Here is a 19,047-nt window from a genome sequence, read left to right as displayed (position 1 = left end):
GGTTGGCGATCGTTGTGAAGCGGCCGCCGGTAATTTTAAGCGGCTTCTCGTCGATAGGAAGCGCCGAAATGTCGGTGATCTGATCGAAGTCCCAGATGATGGGCGCATTCATATCTACATTGCCGTTTTTATCAGCCACGAAAATGTCGGTTTGCGGAGATCCGTTATTTTGGTTGAGCCCAAACCGGATGTATTGCTTTACGTTCGCATTCGTGACGGTAATCAGGCAGGGGCCGGGGAGCGAGACGCCGATCTTCGACTGGTTCCTTTTTAATGTAGTAATCTTTTCCGGCTTGAAAGGCTTCATGGCCGAGCTCACCGTAAACACAGGCGCATTGCGGTTCTCCACATCGGTATCATCGATGATCAACGCCGCCTTGCCGAAATCGGTATCCGTGCGGATGATCGCCGTGCGTTCCTTACCGCTAATGTAATACGTAGCACCGTCTTCCGCCTTAACACGCAGGCCGTGTAAGTTGGCAATTGCGTGAGTCGCCGCAATCGCATCGATATCGTCTGCTTTTCCGTCGCCTTTTGCGCCAAAATCGCGGTAACCGACGCGTCCCGCTTTTTTGAACTGCTGCACTTTCTCCGGCGAGATGCTCACATGCAGTTGCCCGTTCTCCGTATGCACGCGCGTTTCGCCTCTTTCGGTGACAATGACTACATCTTCCTTTGGCTTCGTTTCCTGCGCTTTGGCAGACAATACCAGGAGAATCATGCTCAGTATCAGCGTGTATTTCATCGTCAGGGTTCAGATTGGTGGCTATCTGTTCAAAGAAGTTTGCAAGATGTCCATACCGTACCCAACAGGATTTTTTCCCAACTTTTGAGATACTACATTGCGTATAGTGATAGTACTACATTTGAAAGCACTTTTTGTAGGGGATGGAAAGATACAATTTCGTCAAAGTATTTTGATAAAAATTAAGTCACTTAACGTTTCCTAACCTTACTATGAAAGAAAATTCCATGAAGTGTTTTAAGTGGATGGGGCTCTGGCTCGCTGCGGCAGTTTTGCTCGTGCCTCCCATCAGCTTTGCCCACACCCTAACAAACCCCATTGCAGCCGTTGCCGACAAAGCGGTAACGGGAAAAGTATTGGACGCTCAGGACGGGCTGCCCATCCCCGGCGTAACGGTGGTCCTGAAAGGCACCACCACCGGAACCACTACGGACGCCGACGGCGCCTACCAGATTTCTGTCCCCGGCAACGAGTCGGTTCTCGTGTTTTCGGCGGTGGGTTTCCTCACGCAGGAAAAAGTGGTGGGCAATGCGTCCATTCTCGACATCCGGCTTGCCAGCGACCAGAAAACGCTGGACGAGGTGGTAGTGGTAGGTTACGGAACGCAGAAAAAACGTGACCTTACAGGTGCCGTTTCGCAGATCGCAACCGCAAAACTGGAAAACGAAAACCCCAACTCGGTCCAGGATATCCTGCGCGGCAATGTGGCGGGCCTGAACGTGGGCATGTCTCCCTCGGCGAAGGGCGGCGGTAGTTTGCTCGTGCGTGGCCGTAACTCGATCAACGCGGCCACAAGCCCGCTCCTCGTCCTTGACGGCGCGATTTACTATGGCGAATTGTCGGATATCAATCCCAATGACATCGAAACGATCGACGTTCTGAAAGATGCCAGCTCAGCGGCCGTTTTCGGGTCCAAAGCAGCAAGCGGCGTTATCCTCATCACCACCAAAAAAGGAAAGGAAGGCAAAGCACGAGTGAACATCAACAGTAATGTGGGTATTGGTAATGTTTCCAAAAATCAGCCCGTGCTGGGCCCGGACGAATTCGTTGCCTGGCGTGGCGAGGTGATGAAGAACATCAATGCTTCCTACAAGCCTCACCAGTTCGACAACCCGGCCAATCTGCCTTCGGATATTACGCTCGATCAATGGCTTGCCTACGACAAGTCTTCCGGCGACCCTACGACCGTCTGGTTACAGCGCCTGGGCATGCAGCCCATCGAAATCGAAAATTACAAAGCCGGCCGCAGCGTGGATTGGTATTCAAAAGTATTCCAAACGGGGCTGCGCCAGGATCACACGGTGAGCCTTTCGGGCAAGAAGGAGGCTGTCAGCTATTTTATGTCGCTGGGTTATCTCAACAACGAAGGCATTATCACAGGCGATAAATTCTCCACGGTCCGCGGCCGCATTAACCTCGAAGGCCAGGTGACCAAATTCCTTTCGGTGGGGATTAATACGCAGTTTGCCGACCGCGACGAGAGCTCGGTGCCGGTGGACTACGGCCTTGCCCGCATTCTTTCCCCCTGGGGCTCCGAGTTTAATGAAGACGGTACGTACAAATGGCGGCCCAACAACGAGGCAAGCGGCGGGAACCACCCCTACTATGCACGCCAGTTCATCGACCGCAAGCATCAGATCACCACCTTCAACTCCACGCTCTACGGGAACATCACGCTGCCGTTCGGCTTCTCTTTCCGCGTGAACTTCACACCGCGCTACGAATACTACGACCGCTATAACCATGAATCCGCCTCGCATGCCGAATGGGCTGCCGTGGGTGGTACGGGATCACGCCAGAACCGCAAAACTTTCCAATGGCAGGTAGATAATATCCTGAAATGGAACAAAACATTCGGCAAACACAACTTTGATGTCACATTGCTCGCCAATGCGGAGAAATACCAGCGGTGGGACAATACCATGACCAATAAAGGCTTCCTGCCGACCGACGCGCTGAGCTACCATGGGATCGGAACGGGCATTAACCCCACCGTGTCCAGCTATGACCAATACAGCACCGGCGATGCATTGATGGCGCGCGTGTTTTACTCGTTCAAAGACCGGTACATGGTTACGCTATCAACCCGCCGCGACGGTTACTCGGCATTCGGCCAGGCCAATCCGCGCGCAACGTTCGGTTCGGTGGCGTTGGGCTGGGTATTTACGGACGAAAGCTTCTGGAAAAGCAGCTGGCTCAACTACGGTAAGCTGCGCGCTACGTGGGGAAGTAATGGGAACCGGGACATTGGGTTATACTCGGCCGTTTCGGACCTGCAAACGGGCAAGTACCTGCACGTGCGCCCGGACGGGACTGTTTACCTTGTGAACCAGCTGTATGTAAACCAGTTGCAAAACGCGAACCTGAAATGGGAACGGACTGCGTCCTATAACCTGGGTCTCGATTTTGGTTTATTCAATAATAAAATCGATGGTTCTGTTGAAGTGTACAAATCGTCGACCACTGACCTGCTCGTTCAGCGGGCATTGCCGGATATTCTTGGTTTCAGCTCTTATTGGGATAACCTCGGGGAAGTACAAAACCGGGGTATTGAGCTGAGCCTAAACTCGGTTAATATGGACCGCAACAAGTTCTCATGGCGCTCGACGCTCACTTTCCAGCTCAACCGCAACAAAATCGCGCGGCTCTATGGCGACCTCGACGAAAACGGCAAAGAGAAAGATGACGTCGCCAACAGGAGATTTATCGGCCATTCGCTTGATGAAATCTGGGATTACAAGATCCTGGGCGTGTGGCAAGTCGAAGAAAAGGATGAAGCCGCTAAATACGGCGTAAAACCCGGCGATTTCAAACTGGAAGATGTGGATAAAGACGGCAAGTTCACCAATGCCGACAAGCAGTTCCAGGGCTGGACCAACCCGCGCTTCCGCTGGACATTGAGGAATGACTTCAAACTGTTCAAAACACTGGACGTCGGCATTGCCATTTACTCGTATTGGGGGCACAAGGCAACCTACAACCAGCGCAAAAACCGCGACGGCTTCCTCGACCGGACCAGCTCTTACCAATTCCCCTACTGGACCGAAGAAAACCGCTCGAACGAATGGGCGCGCTTATATTCCAGCGAAGGCGGAGCGAGCGGTTTCGGGGTTTACCAGGAACGCTCTTTCATTCGCTTGGATAACGTTTCCCTTGGCTACACCCTGCCGCGGAGAATCGTCGAGAAGATCAAGGTGGACAATCTGAAATTCTTCTTTTCTGCCAAAAACCTGGGTTACTACGCACCCAAATGGGATTTCTGGGATGCCGAACCTAACGACGACAACCAGAACGTGCCAACGCCCCGCCTGCTGACGGTGGGTGTGGACATTACATTGTGATAAGTCAAACTGAAACCAAACATGATTTCCGGATATAAAAATCTCAAAACAATTGCCGCCACCGCCTGCGCCGTGACGACCATTTTCCTGCTCGGCTGCGACAAAGCGCGGTTGGAGCCCCGGCCGCTTTCCTTTTTCTCGCCGGACAAAACCTTCGACGATCCCGACGGACTGAAAGCGACGCTCATCGCCTGTGAGCGAAATATGCGCTACGAGTGGTTTGGCGACAATCCGCCGATCATTACCGAGGCGATCTTCTCAGACATTGCCGTGGAAGGCACCACCGACAAATCGGGCCCGGCGCAGAACATGAACCTGCAAATCACCCCCGATGCCCAACTCAACAGCACTGATTACAACCGGATCGGATGGTACTGGCTGGAAGGTTACAAGGGTATTAAATATGCCAATGTGGCCATTTCGCGGATCAACCAACCTACTTATGGAAGTGAGGCCGAAAAAAATGCATTACTCGGAGCAGCCTACTTTCACCGCGCCTACCGTTACTACCGCCTTGTGCACCAGTTTGGCGATGTGCCGCTGATCCTGGATGAAGTAGTGGAACCAAAGCTGGATTTTTACTCGACGAAAAGAGAGGTGATTTTGCAAAAAATGAAAACAGACCTCGAATTCGCCGAGCAATGGGTGCCTGCTATGACGGATAAAGGCACTGTGAACAAAGGCGCCGTGAGCCACCTGCTCACGAAGATCAACCTCGCATTGGGACTTTTTGACGATGCGATCAAATCGGCGGGTAATGTGATCGATGGCGGAACGCACCGGCTGATGACGAGCCGTTTCGGGGCACACCTGGGCGACCCGACCAAAAACCTCATTTGGGACCTCCACCGGCCGGAAAACAAGTCCATTGCCAACAATACCGAAGCATTGCTGCTCGTAATCGACCGCTTCATGATGGATGGAAATTTCGATGGCGGTATCCAATCCATGCGGAATGCCGTGCCGTTCTGGCACAACAACATCAATACGCCCAACGGAAGCCGCGGCACGATCGATACCTATAATATTGAAATAGACCAGGTGACCAGGTTTGGGCGGGGCATTGGCCGCCTGCGGCCTACCTACTATTCAACCGACGGCGTTTGGGATGATAAAAATGATTTGCGCCATGCGCCGGGCAACTGGATGCGAATGGAAGATTTGGTATATAACAATCCGGCGTTGAAAGGAAAGGATAGCTTCTTTGGGAAAAACCTCCAACTCCGCACCACCGACGGCTCATTGCTCACCATCGACACCATCCGCTGCTGGTTCGACTGGCCGCATTATAAACTATATGTCCCCGACCCTGAGCGCGTGCAGCCGGCAGGTGGCCACACCGACTGGTACGTTTTCCGACTGGCCGAAACGCATTTGTTGCGCGCCGAAGCCTACTTCTGGAAAGGCGACCTCGCCAATGCAGCCAAGGACCTGAACGCCGTGCGTGAAAGAGCCGGCGCCGCTCCCATTGCCGCCGGTAAAATCAATATCGGGACGATCCTCGACGAAAGAGCACGCGAGCTCTACTACGAAGAACCGCGCAAAACCGAGCTGACCCGCATTGCTTACATTCTGGCGCAAACCGGCAAAACTGCATACAACGGCAAAACATACAGCCTGAACAATTTCTCCGACGACAACTTCTTTTACGACCGCGTGATCGAAAAAAGTAACTTCTATAATAAAGGTGTCAAAACAAGGCATGGCGACGAATACCTGATCAGCCCGTATCACGTGCTCTGGCCCATCCCGTCACCCACGATCCAGGGAAATACCAAGGGCATTATCAATCAGAATAAGGGCTATGCCGGCTACGAGCGCAATGTACCGCCGCTCACGAGCATTCCGCAATGATTTGAATAAAGCAAAACAAGTCCTCGAAAACGGGGACTTGTTTTGCTTTGAGATAAAAAATATTGCTTTTCTAGTAATCCAGATCCTTGATTTTCGCTGCAACGCGGTTCGCTACGATCTTATACCCAAAATCATTGAGGTGGATCTGGTCCGATTTGTTGGCCGGGCGCATGCCTGCGGGGAAGTTACCGGCCTCGATATTGGCCAGGTCTTCGGCTGTGGGCGTATAGCCGATCGCCTCCATCTCCGCTTGGGTGGGCGGTGCCATGGACACATACGAATCGCGGTACAGCAGCGCCAGCTCGTCGTTGAATGCGGTGATCTTGGCATAGCGGGCAGTGCCCTTATTTTCCGGGATGGCGAGCAGTATGCCCAACACCAGGAAACGCCGCGGCTCGGCGATGTACGCCACGGAGCTTTTAATCGCTTCCAGAATGTCCCTTTCGGGCTTCGACTCGGTGATGTCGTTGCGGCCGTACCAGAGAATTTGTGTAGCAGTCCGCATTTTGGCGGCATCTTCCAATTCAAACACCGAATCGTCCGGGATTTCGATATCCGGTTTCAACTCTGCTTCACTCGCGGCGAGCGGCTGCACGCTGTACTGATCACCAAGCCCCTGCACAAATGTGCGTTTGATGGTGCATTTCACGCCTGCGAGGGTGCCCGTACGGGTGTAAATGTTGCCGTTCAGGAAGGTCGATAGGAACTGGTTATTCAATTTCGTGACTGCCACCGGTTCCAGCCCGTCGAATTTGCGGCCGGCTACCGACACCGTCAACGGCAGGCCGCCCTGCCGTGTGGCGATGGACGAGGAAATCTGCCCGTTGATAGCGTCATGATAAAGCGGGCGGCCGGTGAGCGTATTACCGACCCATTCGCCGAATGGCCGCGTACCACCGGTGCCATTGGTGAGGCTGTCTCCGAAAAATGCCAGTGTTTTGTCGCGCTTATCCTTTTTGGAAGGGAAGACTTTGTCGAGCAGGTTATCGCAGGATGTGAGCAGCATTGTGGACAGTGCCGCCGCCCCAGTTTGATGAAAAAAACGCCTGCGACTGATTGTACGGCCGATATTGTCACCAGGGCCAGTAGGTAGGGATGGTTTCATTTGATAGACGGAACGTTGTTTTCCAGGTGCTTTTAACCGCGCCATACTCGCGCGTATTAGAGCATTCGCAATAATCGTTCCAAACACTGAGCTGCCGCCCAGCTCGTCGCTACCGTTAACGGATAGGTGTCCGAGAATCTCACGCACTAAACCATCAAAAAATGTATGGATTTATTCCATTATTTTGGATTAAATCCATACATTTGTCACATCCAATCTTTGCTATTACATAAATTGGGTTTTAGGGTTGTATAATGATCACATTCCGGAGGTTTTACCTCCGGAATGTCTGTTTTTATCTGAGTACCAGGACCTTTTGCTGGACAACGCGGTCGTGACCTGCCATGCGGACCACGTAAATGCCTGAAGTGGTGTTACCCAACGGAATGCTTACAGGGCCGCTTCTGCCGCCTATCTTCTCCATCAGCACCACCTGGCCACCAGAATTGACGACTTCCAGCGTTAGGAACGGTTCTTCGACCAGCAGATTCATTTCAGCACTGCTGATCAGTGAAGGCCGAACGAAAAGGTCGCTGATTCGCTCGCCGCCCTTCCCGACGGTGATCATTTTGGAATACCGGAAACTCTCGTCGGTATCCACCATTTTGAGTCGGTAATAGAGATTTCCGCTTTCAGTGGTGCTGTGCGTGAAAGAATATGAGCCTCCCGCCGCGCTTCCGCCAGGCACCGAACCGATATTTTCAAAACGGCGTGCATCGGCGCTGTACTCGATTTCGAACGATCTGAAATCCTTTTCCATCGCGGTTTGCCACGATAGCCGCACCCCGTCGGCAGCAGGCGCACCCGAGAAACTGACAAGTGTTACGGGCAGCGGGTTCTCCGCCTCGATCCGATATACGGCAGTAGCCCCGACGGCGTAAATTTCGCCGGCCTCATCTTCTCCAATATCCCTGATATTCGTAAAAGTGGACGTTTCATAATGCTTCACCGAGCCGCTGGCGTTCAGCACGTGAATGTCGCCCGAGAAGTAGTCCATCCCGACGTAAAAGCCTTTCATGAGCGGCCACTCATTTCCCCTGTACACCACTCCGCCAACAACCGACCGCCCCCGCGCACTTCCTGTGGCATAACTGTAAATGGGTTTCACAAAACCGGCGGAATCGGGACATTCATTGATCGGGATGCCGGGCGTGTAGCCATTTCCTTCAAAGCACCGCCATCCGAAATTGGCGCCGGATGCATTGGCGGCTGTCCGGTGGTTCACTTCCTCAAAAGCCCCCTGGCCCACATCACCGATCCACATATCGTAAGTAGAGCGATCGAAACTCCATCGGAATGGATTTCGCAAACCGAGCGCAAACACCTCGTTCCCGAACGGATTGCTCGGCGGGATCACATAGGGAGCCACTGTTCCAATGGGTGGGTCCACATCAATACGCAAAATTTTTCCCAGCAGGCTCTGGGGATTCTGGCCGTTTTGGTTCGGATCGTCACCCGCACCGCCATCACCGGTGGATAAGTACAAGTAACCATCCTCGTAGCCGAAATGCAGCTCACCACCATTGTGATTGTTATTAATCGGATGCGGGATTTTCAGGACTTCGACGCGGCTACTGGCCAGGACGATATTACCGGGCGGGTTAGTGGAGGTGTACCTCGCCACCACCAGGTCACCAGCGGTATCGGTATAATAAGTATAGACATACCCGTTGGTTAGGAAATTGGGGTGAAAGGCAACGCTCAGCAAACCGCCCTCACCGTCCTGAGATACTACCTGCCCGCCGCTATTCATATTCAGAAACTCAACGGGCGTGCTTAATGCCCCGGGGTTATAGGCACGGATAATGCCCGCGCGTTCGACGATAAAGACCCGGTTCGAACCGTCGCCGGCGTGCACGAGCTGCATAGCCGAGGTTAACCCGCTGATGACCGGCGTCGAATTGATTCGCACCTCGGGAGTTTGTGCGCAAATGCGCAGGGATGTGAGAACAAGAAGGAATAGCAGCGCACAGCAGCGCGGCATAGGATAGTTGTTGATATGTTTCATATTTCAAAATGGTTAATAGACAACAATACTTCTACTACTCATTACGAAATCATACTACAATTGTCATACCCCGTCAGGTCCCGGAAATCTGGTAAAGAAAAAGCCTTCGGAAGTTGTTCTTCCGAAGGCTCAATTTGCTTGCCACGCCAATGCCGGCTGCTCAATAATAAAAAGTGCCGTATTCGCTGCTGATGGTAAGTTTTTTCTCTGCGGCTGCCTCCACGCGGCCTACCACTTGGGCATCGATCCCAAACGACTGAGAGATTTCGATCACACGGGCGGCGTGCGCTTCGGGAAGGTAAATTTCCAGCCTGTGGCCCATATTGAACACCTTGTACATTTCCTGCCAGCTCGTTCCGCTTTCCTCCTGGATCAGCCTGAACAGCGGCGGTACCGGCAGCAGGTTGTCTTTGATAATGTGAAGGTTATCAACAAAATGTAGAATTTTTGTCTGTGCTCCGCCACTGCAATGTACCATGCCATGAATTTCAGGCCGCATCTCGTCGAGCAGGGCCTTGGCCACGGGCGCGTAGGTGCGCGTAGGCGAGAGGATCAGCTTGCCTACATTCAACGGCGCGTCCTCCACCGGATCGGTGAGGTTTTTGCTGCCGCTGTAAATGAGGTCGTCGCTTACTTCCGGATCGAAACTTTCGGTATATTTGGAAAGGTATTTACCCAAAATATCGTGTCGGGCGGAGGTGAGGCCATTGCTGCCCATTCCGCCGTTGTATTCGCTTTCATAAGTCGCCTGCCCGTAGGAAGCCAGCCCCACGATCACATCACCTGCCTGAATATTGGCATTATCCACCACTTCCGAGCGTTTCATCCGGGCGATTACCGTGCTGTTGACGGTCACGGTGCGGACGAGGTCGCCCACATCGGCCGTTTCGCCGCCTGTGCTGTAAATCTCGACGCCGTAGCTGCGGAGCATTTCGAGCACTTCTTCGGCACCGTTGATCACCTCGGCAATCACTTCACCGGGAATGCGGTTTTTGTTACGGTCGATGGTAGACGAATAGAGCATCGGTCCGGTGGCGCCTACGCAGAGCAGGTCATCGGTATTCATGACAATCGCGTCCTGCGCGATGCCTTTCCACACCGAAATGTCACCAGTTTCTTTCCAGTACAAATACGCCAGGGAAGTTTTGGTACCTGCGCCGTCTGCATGCATGATCGTGCAGTAGTCGGGATCGCCCGCGAGCGTATCCGGGACTATTTTACAAAAAGCCTTTGGGAAAAGCCCTTTATCGATCTTTTCGATGGCCTTATGCACATCTTCCTTCGATGCCGATACACCGCGCTGGAGATAACGGTCGGTAGTTTTCATCTGAGCGTATTAATTAGTATGCTATCCTGATTCCGGCACAAAAGTAGGCAAAAAGGGGGCTTAAACCTTTACTTTCATGAAAGTAGTCGTTAATATTGGCTCTTTAAAGTCCTGACCCCACTTTCGATTTCATGCTTTTTTTGATTCGTTCAGTCATTGTAGTAGCCTTATTGTTTGCCGCCAGTTCAATCAGTAACCGCACATTTGCCCAGTCGGCCAGGCCGCAGGAAGTTGCCTCGGACACGCTGAACCCCATCGAGTCGCTGGTATCGTTCGCTACCCGGCATTTGCATATCCCCTACCGCTCCGGCGGTGCCTCTAAAAAAGGTTTCGACTGCTCCGGCTTTGTCAGATATTGTTTTAATCAATGGAATATCACCTTGCCGCATTCCAGCGCCGCGCAGGCCGAGCATGGTGAAGAGGTGCAGCTCGACGATGCCAAACCCGGCGACCTTATTTTTTTCAAAGGCAACAGCACCAAAAGCAAGCGCATCGGGCATGTGGGCATTATTACGGAAGTAACGCCCGGCTATGTCAAGTTTATCCATTCGGCCTGGAAAGGCGGCATCCGGTACGATCTGCTCAATGCGGCCTATTACAGCAAGCGGTTTGTGGCGATCAAAAGAATGATGGAATAGGCCGGAAACATGCCGCTTTGATCGTAAATTTGCAAGATCGATATTGATTCAGTCTTTTATCATCTTCGCATTTTGAAACTCTGGCAAAAGGAAAATACTGTTACCTCTGAAAAAATAGAACGCTTCACCGTCGGGCGCGACCGTGAAATGGATATTCATCTCGCCGAATTCGACGTGCTGGGCAACATCGCCCACGCCACCATGCTCGAAACCATCGGCCTCCTCACCGCCGACGATCTGGCCGCATTGAAAACCGAACTCAAAGCCATTTACCAGCAAATCCAGGCGGGCGAATTCGTGATCGAGGAAGGCATCGAAGACGTGCATTCGCAGGTAGAACTGCTGCTCACCCGCAAGCTCGGCGACACGGGCAAAAAAATCCATTCGGGCCGCTCCCGGAACGACCAGGTGCTGGTGGACATGAAACTCTACACCCGCGCGCGCCTCTTCGAGGTGGTACAGGCTACCGAGAAGCTTTTTGATGTGCTTTCGCGCAAATCGGAGGAACACCGGAACGATCTCCTGCCAGGATACACGCATTTACAGATTGCCATGCCGTCGTCGTTCGGGCTGTGGTTTGGTGCCTATGCCGAAGGACTTATTGACGATATTATCCAGCTGAACGCCGCCTACCGCCTCGCCAACCGCAATCCGCTGGGTTCGGGCGCAGGTTACGGCTCATCGTTCCCGCTGAACCGCCAGCTCACCACCGACCTGCTCGGTTTTGAAGGAATGCACCATAATGTGGTGTACGCCCAAATGAGCCGCGGCCGCACCGAGCAGGCCGCATTGAGCGCGATCGCTTCCCTCGCCGCAACGGTATCGAGGCTGGCGATGGACGTGTGCCTGTACAACAGCCAGAACTTCGGCTTCATCGTCCTCCCCGACGACCTCACGACCGGCAGCAGCATTATGCCGCATAAAAAGAACCCCGACGTAGCCGAACTCCTCCGCGCCAAAACCAACCGCATGAAAGCATTGCCGATGGAAGTGACGATGGTGCTGAGCAACCTGCCATCGGGCTACCACCGCGATATGCAGCTCCTGAAAGAAATCCTGATGCCTGCATTCGACGAAATCCTGGACTGCCTGGACATCGCCGCATTCATGCTCGAACATATGAAAGTGAAGCAAAACCTGCTCGACGACCCGAAATACGATCTGCTGTTCAGCGTGGAGCGTGTAAACGAGCTCGTGCTTGCCGGAGTGCCTTTCCGCGACGCTTACAAGCAGGTGGGCGCGGAAATCGGCGATGGCAGCTATACGGCACCGCGTGAACTGAAACACTCGCATGAGGGGAGTATTGGCAATTTGCAGACGGAACAAATCCGTGCGCGAATGGAACGTGAGATCGCCGCGTTCGGATATGATGAAGTGCTTGAAACGCTTTCCAAACTGATCCGTTAAGCGATCCCATGACCGTCCTTAGAAAAGCCCTGCTGTTTTCGTTACCCATCGGAATGGCGGGGCTTTCGCTTGCTGTCGACACCGGTTTGTCGGCTCGTAGCGGCAAGCCGCTTGCCATGGCGGATTCCGTTCAGGAAGGTAAAAAACTGGCGATGGACTATTGCCAGCGCTGCCACTTGTTCCCCGAACCTTCGCTGCTCGACAAGAAAACGTGGACAGCCAGTGTACTGCCCAACATGGGCCTGCGCCTGGGCGTCCGCGCAAATGGGCACGACCCGTATGCCGATCTCATTCCCGAAGAAGCAAAGGCCATGCGGGCGCTGGACGTGTATCCCGAAGCGAGGCAGATTTCCGATGCGGATTGGAAAAAGATCGTCGCCTACTACCGGGCAATGGCCCCCGAGCAGCCGCTTCCACAGGAGAACACGATCGCGGTAGCGGATTCGCTTCCGCTATTTGACTTTTCGCCGATGACGGTGGGCGACAAACAAGTACCCAAAACCACATTGCTCAAATATGACCCGGTGTCGTCACAGCTTTTCATTGGCGATGATCAGAATGCATTATATGTCTTTGGCAAAACGGGTTTGCAGGATACCTGGTGGATCGATTCGGCACCTACCGACATCGATTTCCCGAAAAACGCGCCGCCCCGGCTCCTGTCGATCGGCGTTTTCAAGCCATCCGACCAGCGGACAGGCCGGCTGATGTCGCTATCGAAAACATCGGACGCATCGCTGGTGGACATCCGTAACCTGCCCAGGCCGGTGCAATTCACGGCGGGCGACCTCAATATGGATGGAAAAGAAGATGCATTGATCTCCGGGTTTGGAAACCACTCGGGCAAATTGTTCTGGCTGGATAATTTCGAAGCGGATAAGGAGCATGTATTAAAGGAACTTCCGGGCGCCAGACGTGCCGAAATACGCGATCTTAACAATGATAAGAAGCCGGACATAGTTGCGCTGATGGCGCAGGCCTGGGAGCAGGTTTCGTTCTTTTATAATTTGGGAAACGGCAAATTCAGGGAAAAGACCGTGCTGCAATTCCCGCCATCGTATGGTATGAGTTATTTTGAAATGGCCGATTTCAATCGGGACGGCTTTCAGGATATTTTACTAACGAATGGCGACAACTGGGACCTGTCGCCGGTTTACAAAAACTACCACGGCATCCGCATTTACCTCAACGACGGCAAGGACCGTTTCAAACTCGCGTGGTTTTTCCCGCTCTACGGCGCCAGCAAAGCCATTGCCCGCGATTTCGACCTCGACGGCGATCTCGACATTGCGGCCACGTCCTTCTATTCGGACCTGGCCAATCCGGCGCACAGCTTCATTTATCTTGCCAATGACGGCAAAATGGGTTTCAAGGCATATTCCAACCCGCTGGCAGCTTCGGGCAAATGGCTTACCATGGAAGCCGGCGATTTCGACAAGGACGGCGACACCGACATTGTGCTGGGCTCCTACTTCCATACCGTGAACGAAATGACGAAGCTCATTTCCAGCGGCCAGACATCGTTCCCCCAGCTGCTAGTCCTCACCAACCGCCGCAGATAAGCATTGATTTATGGTTAAAACAAAAGAAAGCGGCAAGTCATCGACCTGCCGCTTTCCAAATATTAACTAAATCTATTGTCAGTATTCTGTGGGTTATTTCACATCCCAGAATAGCTTGGTAGTGAGTTTATCGTTTTCACGAACGGCCGCATAGTTCTGCGGGTTGTAAGTGATTTCGTTGCCTGGGTAGTTGAGGCGTACCGGCGGCTGCGTCTGGTTGTTGTTGTTATCCACCCAGAACGAGAGCGAAGGCATATTCAAACGACGGATGTCCGCCCAGTTTTCGTATGGCTGCACCAGATTGTAATGTACCCACTTCTGAGCCGCGATCAGTTCCAGTTTCTGAGCAGGCGTAGTCGCTTTTGCCCAGCTTACGCCGTTTCCTGCGATGTAGGCAGTTGCCTCGGCAGTGGTTACGTTGGCAGGCTTGGTTCCCTGTGCCGCATTGCTGATGTTGTTAATGCGGTTATAGAAATCCATCGACTGAGCAATTGCAGTTTCGTAAGCCGTTTTAGCAGATGCGTCGTTACCGGTTCTCAGGTAATACTCAGCTTTGATCAGGTTAACCTCAGGAGCATTAATAATGATACCTGGGAAAAACTGGTTGTGGCTGGTTACGTAACGGTTGTAAATCGCAACTTGTCCGGACTGTGCCAATGCCTGCTGTGTAGCAGCTGTTCCAAGTGGATCGATACCGATGTAAGCACCTTTTGCATTAGCACCCGGCTCGAACAACAATCGCAAACGTGGATCAGCGTTGGTGTTCAGGAAGTCGACCAGTTTCTTGCCGGCTGTGTTACCGTACCATTCACCGCTTGATGCGATACCATCCTGGAACCCTTTCGAGTTGATACCGCTGTTGATATCAAAAACGGTGATCTGAATGTTTTGATCGTTGTTTTCAACCACCGGATAAGTAGTTGCATTACCCAGGATCTCGGCGATTTCCGAGTTAGAGCGCGACTGGAATGCCGCAACATCCGACACGCGGTTCAGCATGCGAAGACGCAGCGAGTTGCAGTAACGTTTCCAGGCAGTGAGGTCGCCTTTGTTCACGAAATCCTGCGTTTTGAACGACTGCTGGTAACCTGCGTTGATGGTCGTTGCATTCAGTTCCGCCGAGATCGCTTTCAGATCGTCGAGCATCAGCGTGTAAAGCGCCTGAGGATCGTCGAACTTCGCTGCGGAAGAAGTGTAGTCTCCGCCTTTGGTGCTCAGCATACCTGCCTCGGTGAACGGAATCGCTCCGAACACGTCGATCATTCTTTGAGTCTGGTCGTAGAGGTAAACTTTCGCAACGGTCATGAAGAACTTGCGGTCAGCCTGCTCAGTCGAAGATTTGGAGTTGTACACTTTTTCCAGCTCGCGGTATTGCGCCAGCAGGTTATAGTAGTTGAACCAGATGTTTTCCACACCCGCAGATCCCGGAACGTACTGTCCCGAAGCATTGATCCAGCCGATTGTCTGGTTGTATTGGTTCAATGTTACACGGAGCAATGTAAAGTAATGCAGGTAGCCCGGCAGAACATAGTCCTTGTTGGATTGAAGAAACCCTGTGAACTGCTTCTCAACGGTCGTTTCGGAGATCTTCGAAGGATCAGGGTAAACGTCGCTGAAATCGGACTCTTTACAGGACGCTGCCACCAGCATGAGCCCTGCCAAAATAACTGATGATATCTTTTTCATTTTCATAGTCTGATTGAAATTAGAAGCTGGCTCTCAACATTACACCCGCAGTACGGAAAGATGGGTTAGATCCGGCGTTGTTGATGTTTTCATACCATTTTGTAGAAACATTGGTCTGTTCAGCATCCAGGTCTTTGATGGTACGGTAGAAGAAGAACAGGTTACGTCCGAATACCGAAACCGTCACGTTCGAAGCACCGATTTTGCTACCGATAAACGATGGCAGGCGGTACGCCAATGAAAGCTCGCGCATTTTGATGTAAGTGTTTTTCTTAACGTACAGCTCGTAACGTGAGTTACCGTACTGTGGACCACCCCAGTTGTAAGTAGCATTGTAATACACCGCCTGTGACACAATGTTGGTGTTAGCTTCGCCGCTGGCGAGTACACCTTCCATCAGCATACCGTCGTGGTATACAGTCTGGCCGTTAGGACCTGTTGCAGCCGTGGTTGGTACACCTTTTCCATTCGCATCCTGGTAGTAGCTCAAACCGCCGCTCGCCGCGTCCATGTATTTCAAGCTTTCTTCTGTCAAACCGCGTGAGGTCATCCAGTTGATACCGGTTGGCATGATAGAACCACCGAAACGGAAATCTGTGATCGCGTCGAGTGTGAAGCCTTTCCATGAGAAGCTGTTCACCAAACCACCGGTCAGTTTAGGCATTGCATTACCTACTTTGATCCAGTTTGCTCCGTCCAGTTGGTACAGACCGTTCGGTCCTACTACTTTCTGGCCTTGCTCGTTTGTAAGGATACCGTGCGCATAAATGTCACCCATTGGCTGGCCTACTACCGAACGGATCTGGGCAGCGTTACCATCAAGGTCGGAGTGCAGCAACTCGGTAGAGTTGTTAGCCAGTTTCTCTACTTTGTTTACGTTTTTCGCAAGGTTCAAAGTCAGATCCCAGTTGAAATCGTTAAAAGTTTTACCCTGAATAGGCGACACGTTCAACGCAACTTCCAAACCTTTGTTTCTCAAAGTACCTACGTTAGCAAGGATCGAGCGTGCTCCTGATGACGAAGCGATCGACAATGGAAGGATCTGGTCTACGATCTGTGCATTATAGTATGCAATGTCGAGGCCAATACGGTTGTTGAAGAATTTAGTCTCCAAACCGAATTCAAATTCACGCTTTCTTTCAGGACGGATCTTGTCGTTACCGTAGGCGTTAGCCATAGTAGTATAAAGTACCGACTGGCCGCCATTTTGCTGAACGTTCAAGCTACCTTGCTGATAAGCTACGTTTGCAGCGTAGATCTGCGGATAGTTACCCACTTCACCCCAAGATCCTCTCAATTTACCATAGCTAAAGAAAGCCGGCAGATCCAGGGCATCGGTGAACACGAACGATGCGTTCACAGAAGGATAAACGAATGCATTGTTGCCTGGGGCGAGTGTAGAAGTGCGGTCCCTACGAACGGTACCTTCCACAAAAATGAAGCCTCTGAAGTCGAACTGGGCAGTTCCCAAAAGCGCGTCACGGGTCCAGCGGTCACGGCTTCTTGTAACGCTCAGGTTGTTTACCGACGCCGACAGGTCGAAGAAGTTCTCAGTGCTCAATCCACCTTCAGTGCTTGAACTGATTCGGGTGTTGGCTTGCTTATAAGCGTTGTAACCTGCCATCAATGCCAATGACACATCGTCGGTCAGTTTTTTGTTGTAGGTCAACAAAGCCTCACCGTAAACGTTTCTGTAAGCGTTGTTAGCCATGCTGAAACCGCCTGAGTAACCGAATGCCAGCGGCCTTTCGGTAGCATTGTTGTTTTCCATACGCTCGCCGGTAACGTCAGCACCGATACGGCCACGGAGTTTCAATTCGTCGGTGATCTGCCAGTGTTGTGTAATGCTGGCGATCACACGGTCGCTCCATTCGTCAGAAGTATTTCTTCTGGTATTCCAAACGTAATCCGCGATATCGGATTTGAAACCATTGAATCGGATGTTCTCTTCCGGAGTCAAACTTGGGTTACCGGATGCCTGCGTTACGTATTTGTAGCCCTGGCTGGTTTGATATTTATCGAAATACCAGTCAGCAGACTCGAAACGGTTCATCATACCGGTGAAGTTGTTGATCATACGATCCACCTTGAACGGACGGTTGTGCGTCTTCTGGTTGATGTAGTTCACCATCAAATCGGTCGTCAGCTTCTTGTTTACATTGAAGCTGGCATTCAGGTTGGCGATGTTCTTGCTGTTCTTGGCATTGTAGCTGATCATTCCGTTATCCTGGCGGGTGAAAGAGAAACGAATGGTCGAGTTCTCACTGCCTTTGGATACCGAAAGGTTGATGTTTGAGCTGCTTGCGTTCTCAAACAAATCCGCATAGCTGTTTCCGGATGCCGAGTAAGGGCGGATTTTTCCGTCGAATGCCATCACAGGCTGTCCGTCGAACTTAGGACCGAAGTTCACCGTAGCGTTCAACAGACCTCTTGTGTCGCCTACGCCGTCGCCATTGGTATCATACATAATGAAGCCGTTGGCATCCTGACCACCATCGAGGTAGTTTTTCATGTAACCCGGACCTCTTACATTCTGGTAACGTGGCAGGTAAGCGATTTTATCAACACTGTAACTAGCGCTGAAATCAACACCAAGACCTTTTCTTCCTTTACCGGTTTTAGAAGTTACAAGGAGAACCCCGTTTACCGCTTCCGAACCGTACAATGCAGCCGCAGATGCACCTTTCAATACCGTAATGTTTTCGATATCAGCAGGGTTCAAGTCAAGAAGACCGTTACCGCGGATACGCTGGTCGCCCCAGTAATCACCGTTTTGCGCTTCACCGTTACGGATGGGGATACCATCAAGAACGATAAGGGGCTGAGTGTTACCGGTGATCGAGCTAAAACCGCGGATGCTGATGCTCACACCTGACGTTGCTCCACCCGGAGTAGCGTTGATGGTCAAACCCGGAGCCTTACCGTACAACGCGGTTGCGAAGTTTGGTGTAGCGGTTTTGATAAGCGTCTCGCTTTTGATCGTCGAAGTAGCGTAACCCAGCGCACGTGACTCCTTAGGGATACCCAAGGCCGTTACAGTTACTTCCTGCAAGTTTGAGGCATCTTCAACCAGGGTTACGTTCAGCACGCTACCGTTTCCAACAGCAAGTTCCTGCGTTTTGTAACCGATGTAAGAGAACACGAGGGTAGAATTTCCCTGTGCTGCAATGCTGTATTTACCATCGGCATCTGTGGTAGTACCGGTGGTAGTACCTTTCACCAGCACCGAAACTCCGGGGAGCGTGGCGCCGTCGGAGCTGCTGGAAACTTTACCGGTAATCGTTTGGGCGAAAACCGGGGCGCTTATCATCATCAACATGACGATAAGCCTATGTAAATTTCTTCCCATAAGTTAAGCTAGATTGTTGTTGGTA

Annotated in this window: 11 protein-coding genes (1 of these 11 running past the window's edge); 5 read left to right on the top strand and 6 right to left on the bottom strand. The window is 52.1% G+C overall.

The features are described 5' to 3' along the window. Positions 1 to 745 carry the beginning of a hypothetical protein gene (locus DFER_RS20825; RefSeq protein ID WP_015813631.1) on the bottom strand. 902 nt of this gene lie to the left of the window's left edge, so 745 of the gene's 1,647 nt are visible here — the first part of the coding sequence; its start codon is at positions 743 to 745; its stop codon lies beyond the left edge, outside the window. A 212-nt stretch (positions 746 to 957) separates the two neighbouring features. Between DFER_RS20825 and DFER_RS20820 the strand changes: the two genes are divergently transcribed. Further along, entirely contained in the window at positions 958 to 4,086 is a 3,129-nt protein-coding gene (locus DFER_RS20820; protein WP_015813630.1) for a SusC/RagA family TonB-linked outer membrane protein, read from the top strand. 21 nt (positions 4,087 to 4,107) lie between these two features. Next, positions 4,108 to 5,940, top strand: a complete 1,833-nt coding sequence (locus tag DFER_RS20815; protein WP_015813629.1) for a RagB/SusD family nutrient uptake outer membrane protein — start codon at positions 4,108 to 4,110, stop codon at positions 5,938 to 5,940. Between the two features lie 70 nt (positions 5,941 to 6,010). Here DFER_RS20815 and DFER_RS20810 read toward each other — a convergent pair whose 3' ends face one another. From DFER_RS20810 to DFER_RS20800, 3 genes are all read right to left on the bottom strand, one after another. Continuing rightward, complete coding sequence (locus DFER_RS20810; RefSeq protein ID WP_015813628.1) at positions 6,011 to 6,946, bottom strand: SGNH/GDSL hydrolase family protein; 936 nt, start codon at positions 6,944 to 6,946, stop codon at positions 6,011 to 6,013. Positions 6,947 to 7,340: 394 nt separating this feature from the next. Beyond that, positions 7,341 to 9,053: a PQQ-dependent sugar dehydrogenase gene (locus tag DFER_RS20805; protein ID WP_015813627.1), complete on the bottom strand. Its 1,713-nt coding sequence runs from the start codon at positions 9,051 to 9,053 to the stop codon at positions 7,341 to 7,343. 160 nt (positions 9,054 to 9,213) lie between these two features. Then, positions 9,214 to 10,380, bottom strand: a complete 1,167-nt coding sequence (locus DFER_RS20800; protein ID WP_015813626.1) for an AIR synthase related protein — start codon at positions 10,378 to 10,380, stop codon at positions 9,214 to 9,216. Between the two features lie 131 nt (positions 10,381 to 10,511). Here DFER_RS20800 and DFER_RS20795 point away from each other — a divergent pair, with 131 nt between their 5' ends. From DFER_RS20795 to DFER_RS20785, 3 genes are all read left to right on the top strand, one after another. Continuing rightward, on the top strand, positions 10,512 to 11,018 hold the full coding sequence (locus tag DFER_RS20795) for a C40 family peptidase (RefSeq protein ID WP_015813625.1): 507 nt from the start codon (positions 10,512 to 10,514) through the stop codon (positions 11,016 to 11,018). Between the two features lie 72 nt (positions 11,019 to 11,090). Beyond that, a complete protein-coding gene (gene argH / locus DFER_RS20790; protein ID WP_015813624.1) occupies positions 11,091 to 12,425 on the top strand; it encodes an argininosuccinate lyase in 1,335 nt (444 codons plus the stop codon). An 8-nt stretch (positions 12,426 to 12,433) separates the two neighbouring features. Continuing rightward, a complete protein-coding gene (locus DFER_RS20785) occupies positions 12,434 to 13,987 on the top strand; it encodes an FG-GAP repeat domain-containing protein (RefSeq protein ID WP_015813623.1) in 1,554 nt (517 codons plus the stop codon). A gap of 93 nt (positions 13,988 to 14,080) precedes the next feature. On the opposite strand, the gene DFER_RS20780 is transcribed toward DFER_RS20785, so the two are convergent. Beyond that, positions 14,081 to 15,673: a SusD/RagB family nutrient-binding outer membrane lipoprotein gene (locus tag DFER_RS20780; RefSeq protein ID WP_229206071.1), complete on the bottom strand. Its 1,593-nt coding sequence runs from the start codon at positions 15,671 to 15,673 to the stop codon at positions 14,081 to 14,083. Positions 15,674 to 15,692: 19 nt separating this feature from the next. Continuing rightward, the gene (locus DFER_RS20775) at positions 15,693 to 18,992 is read right to left on the bottom strand and encodes a SusC/RagA family TonB-linked outer membrane protein (protein ID WP_015813621.1); all 3,300 of its coding nucleotides are present in this window, start codon (positions 18,990 to 18,992) and stop codon (positions 15,693 to 15,695) included. Between the last annotated feature and the right edge of the window lie 55 nt (positions 18,993 to 19,047).

Origin of the sequence: Dyadobacter fermentans DSM 18053 (assembly GCF_000023125.1) — a bacterium.
In the GTDB taxonomy this organism is placed as follows: Bacteria; Bacteroidota; Bacteroidia; order Cytophagales; family Spirosomataceae; genus Dyadobacter; species Dyadobacter fermentans.
This window is presented reverse-complemented; position numbering and strand designations above follow the sequence as displayed.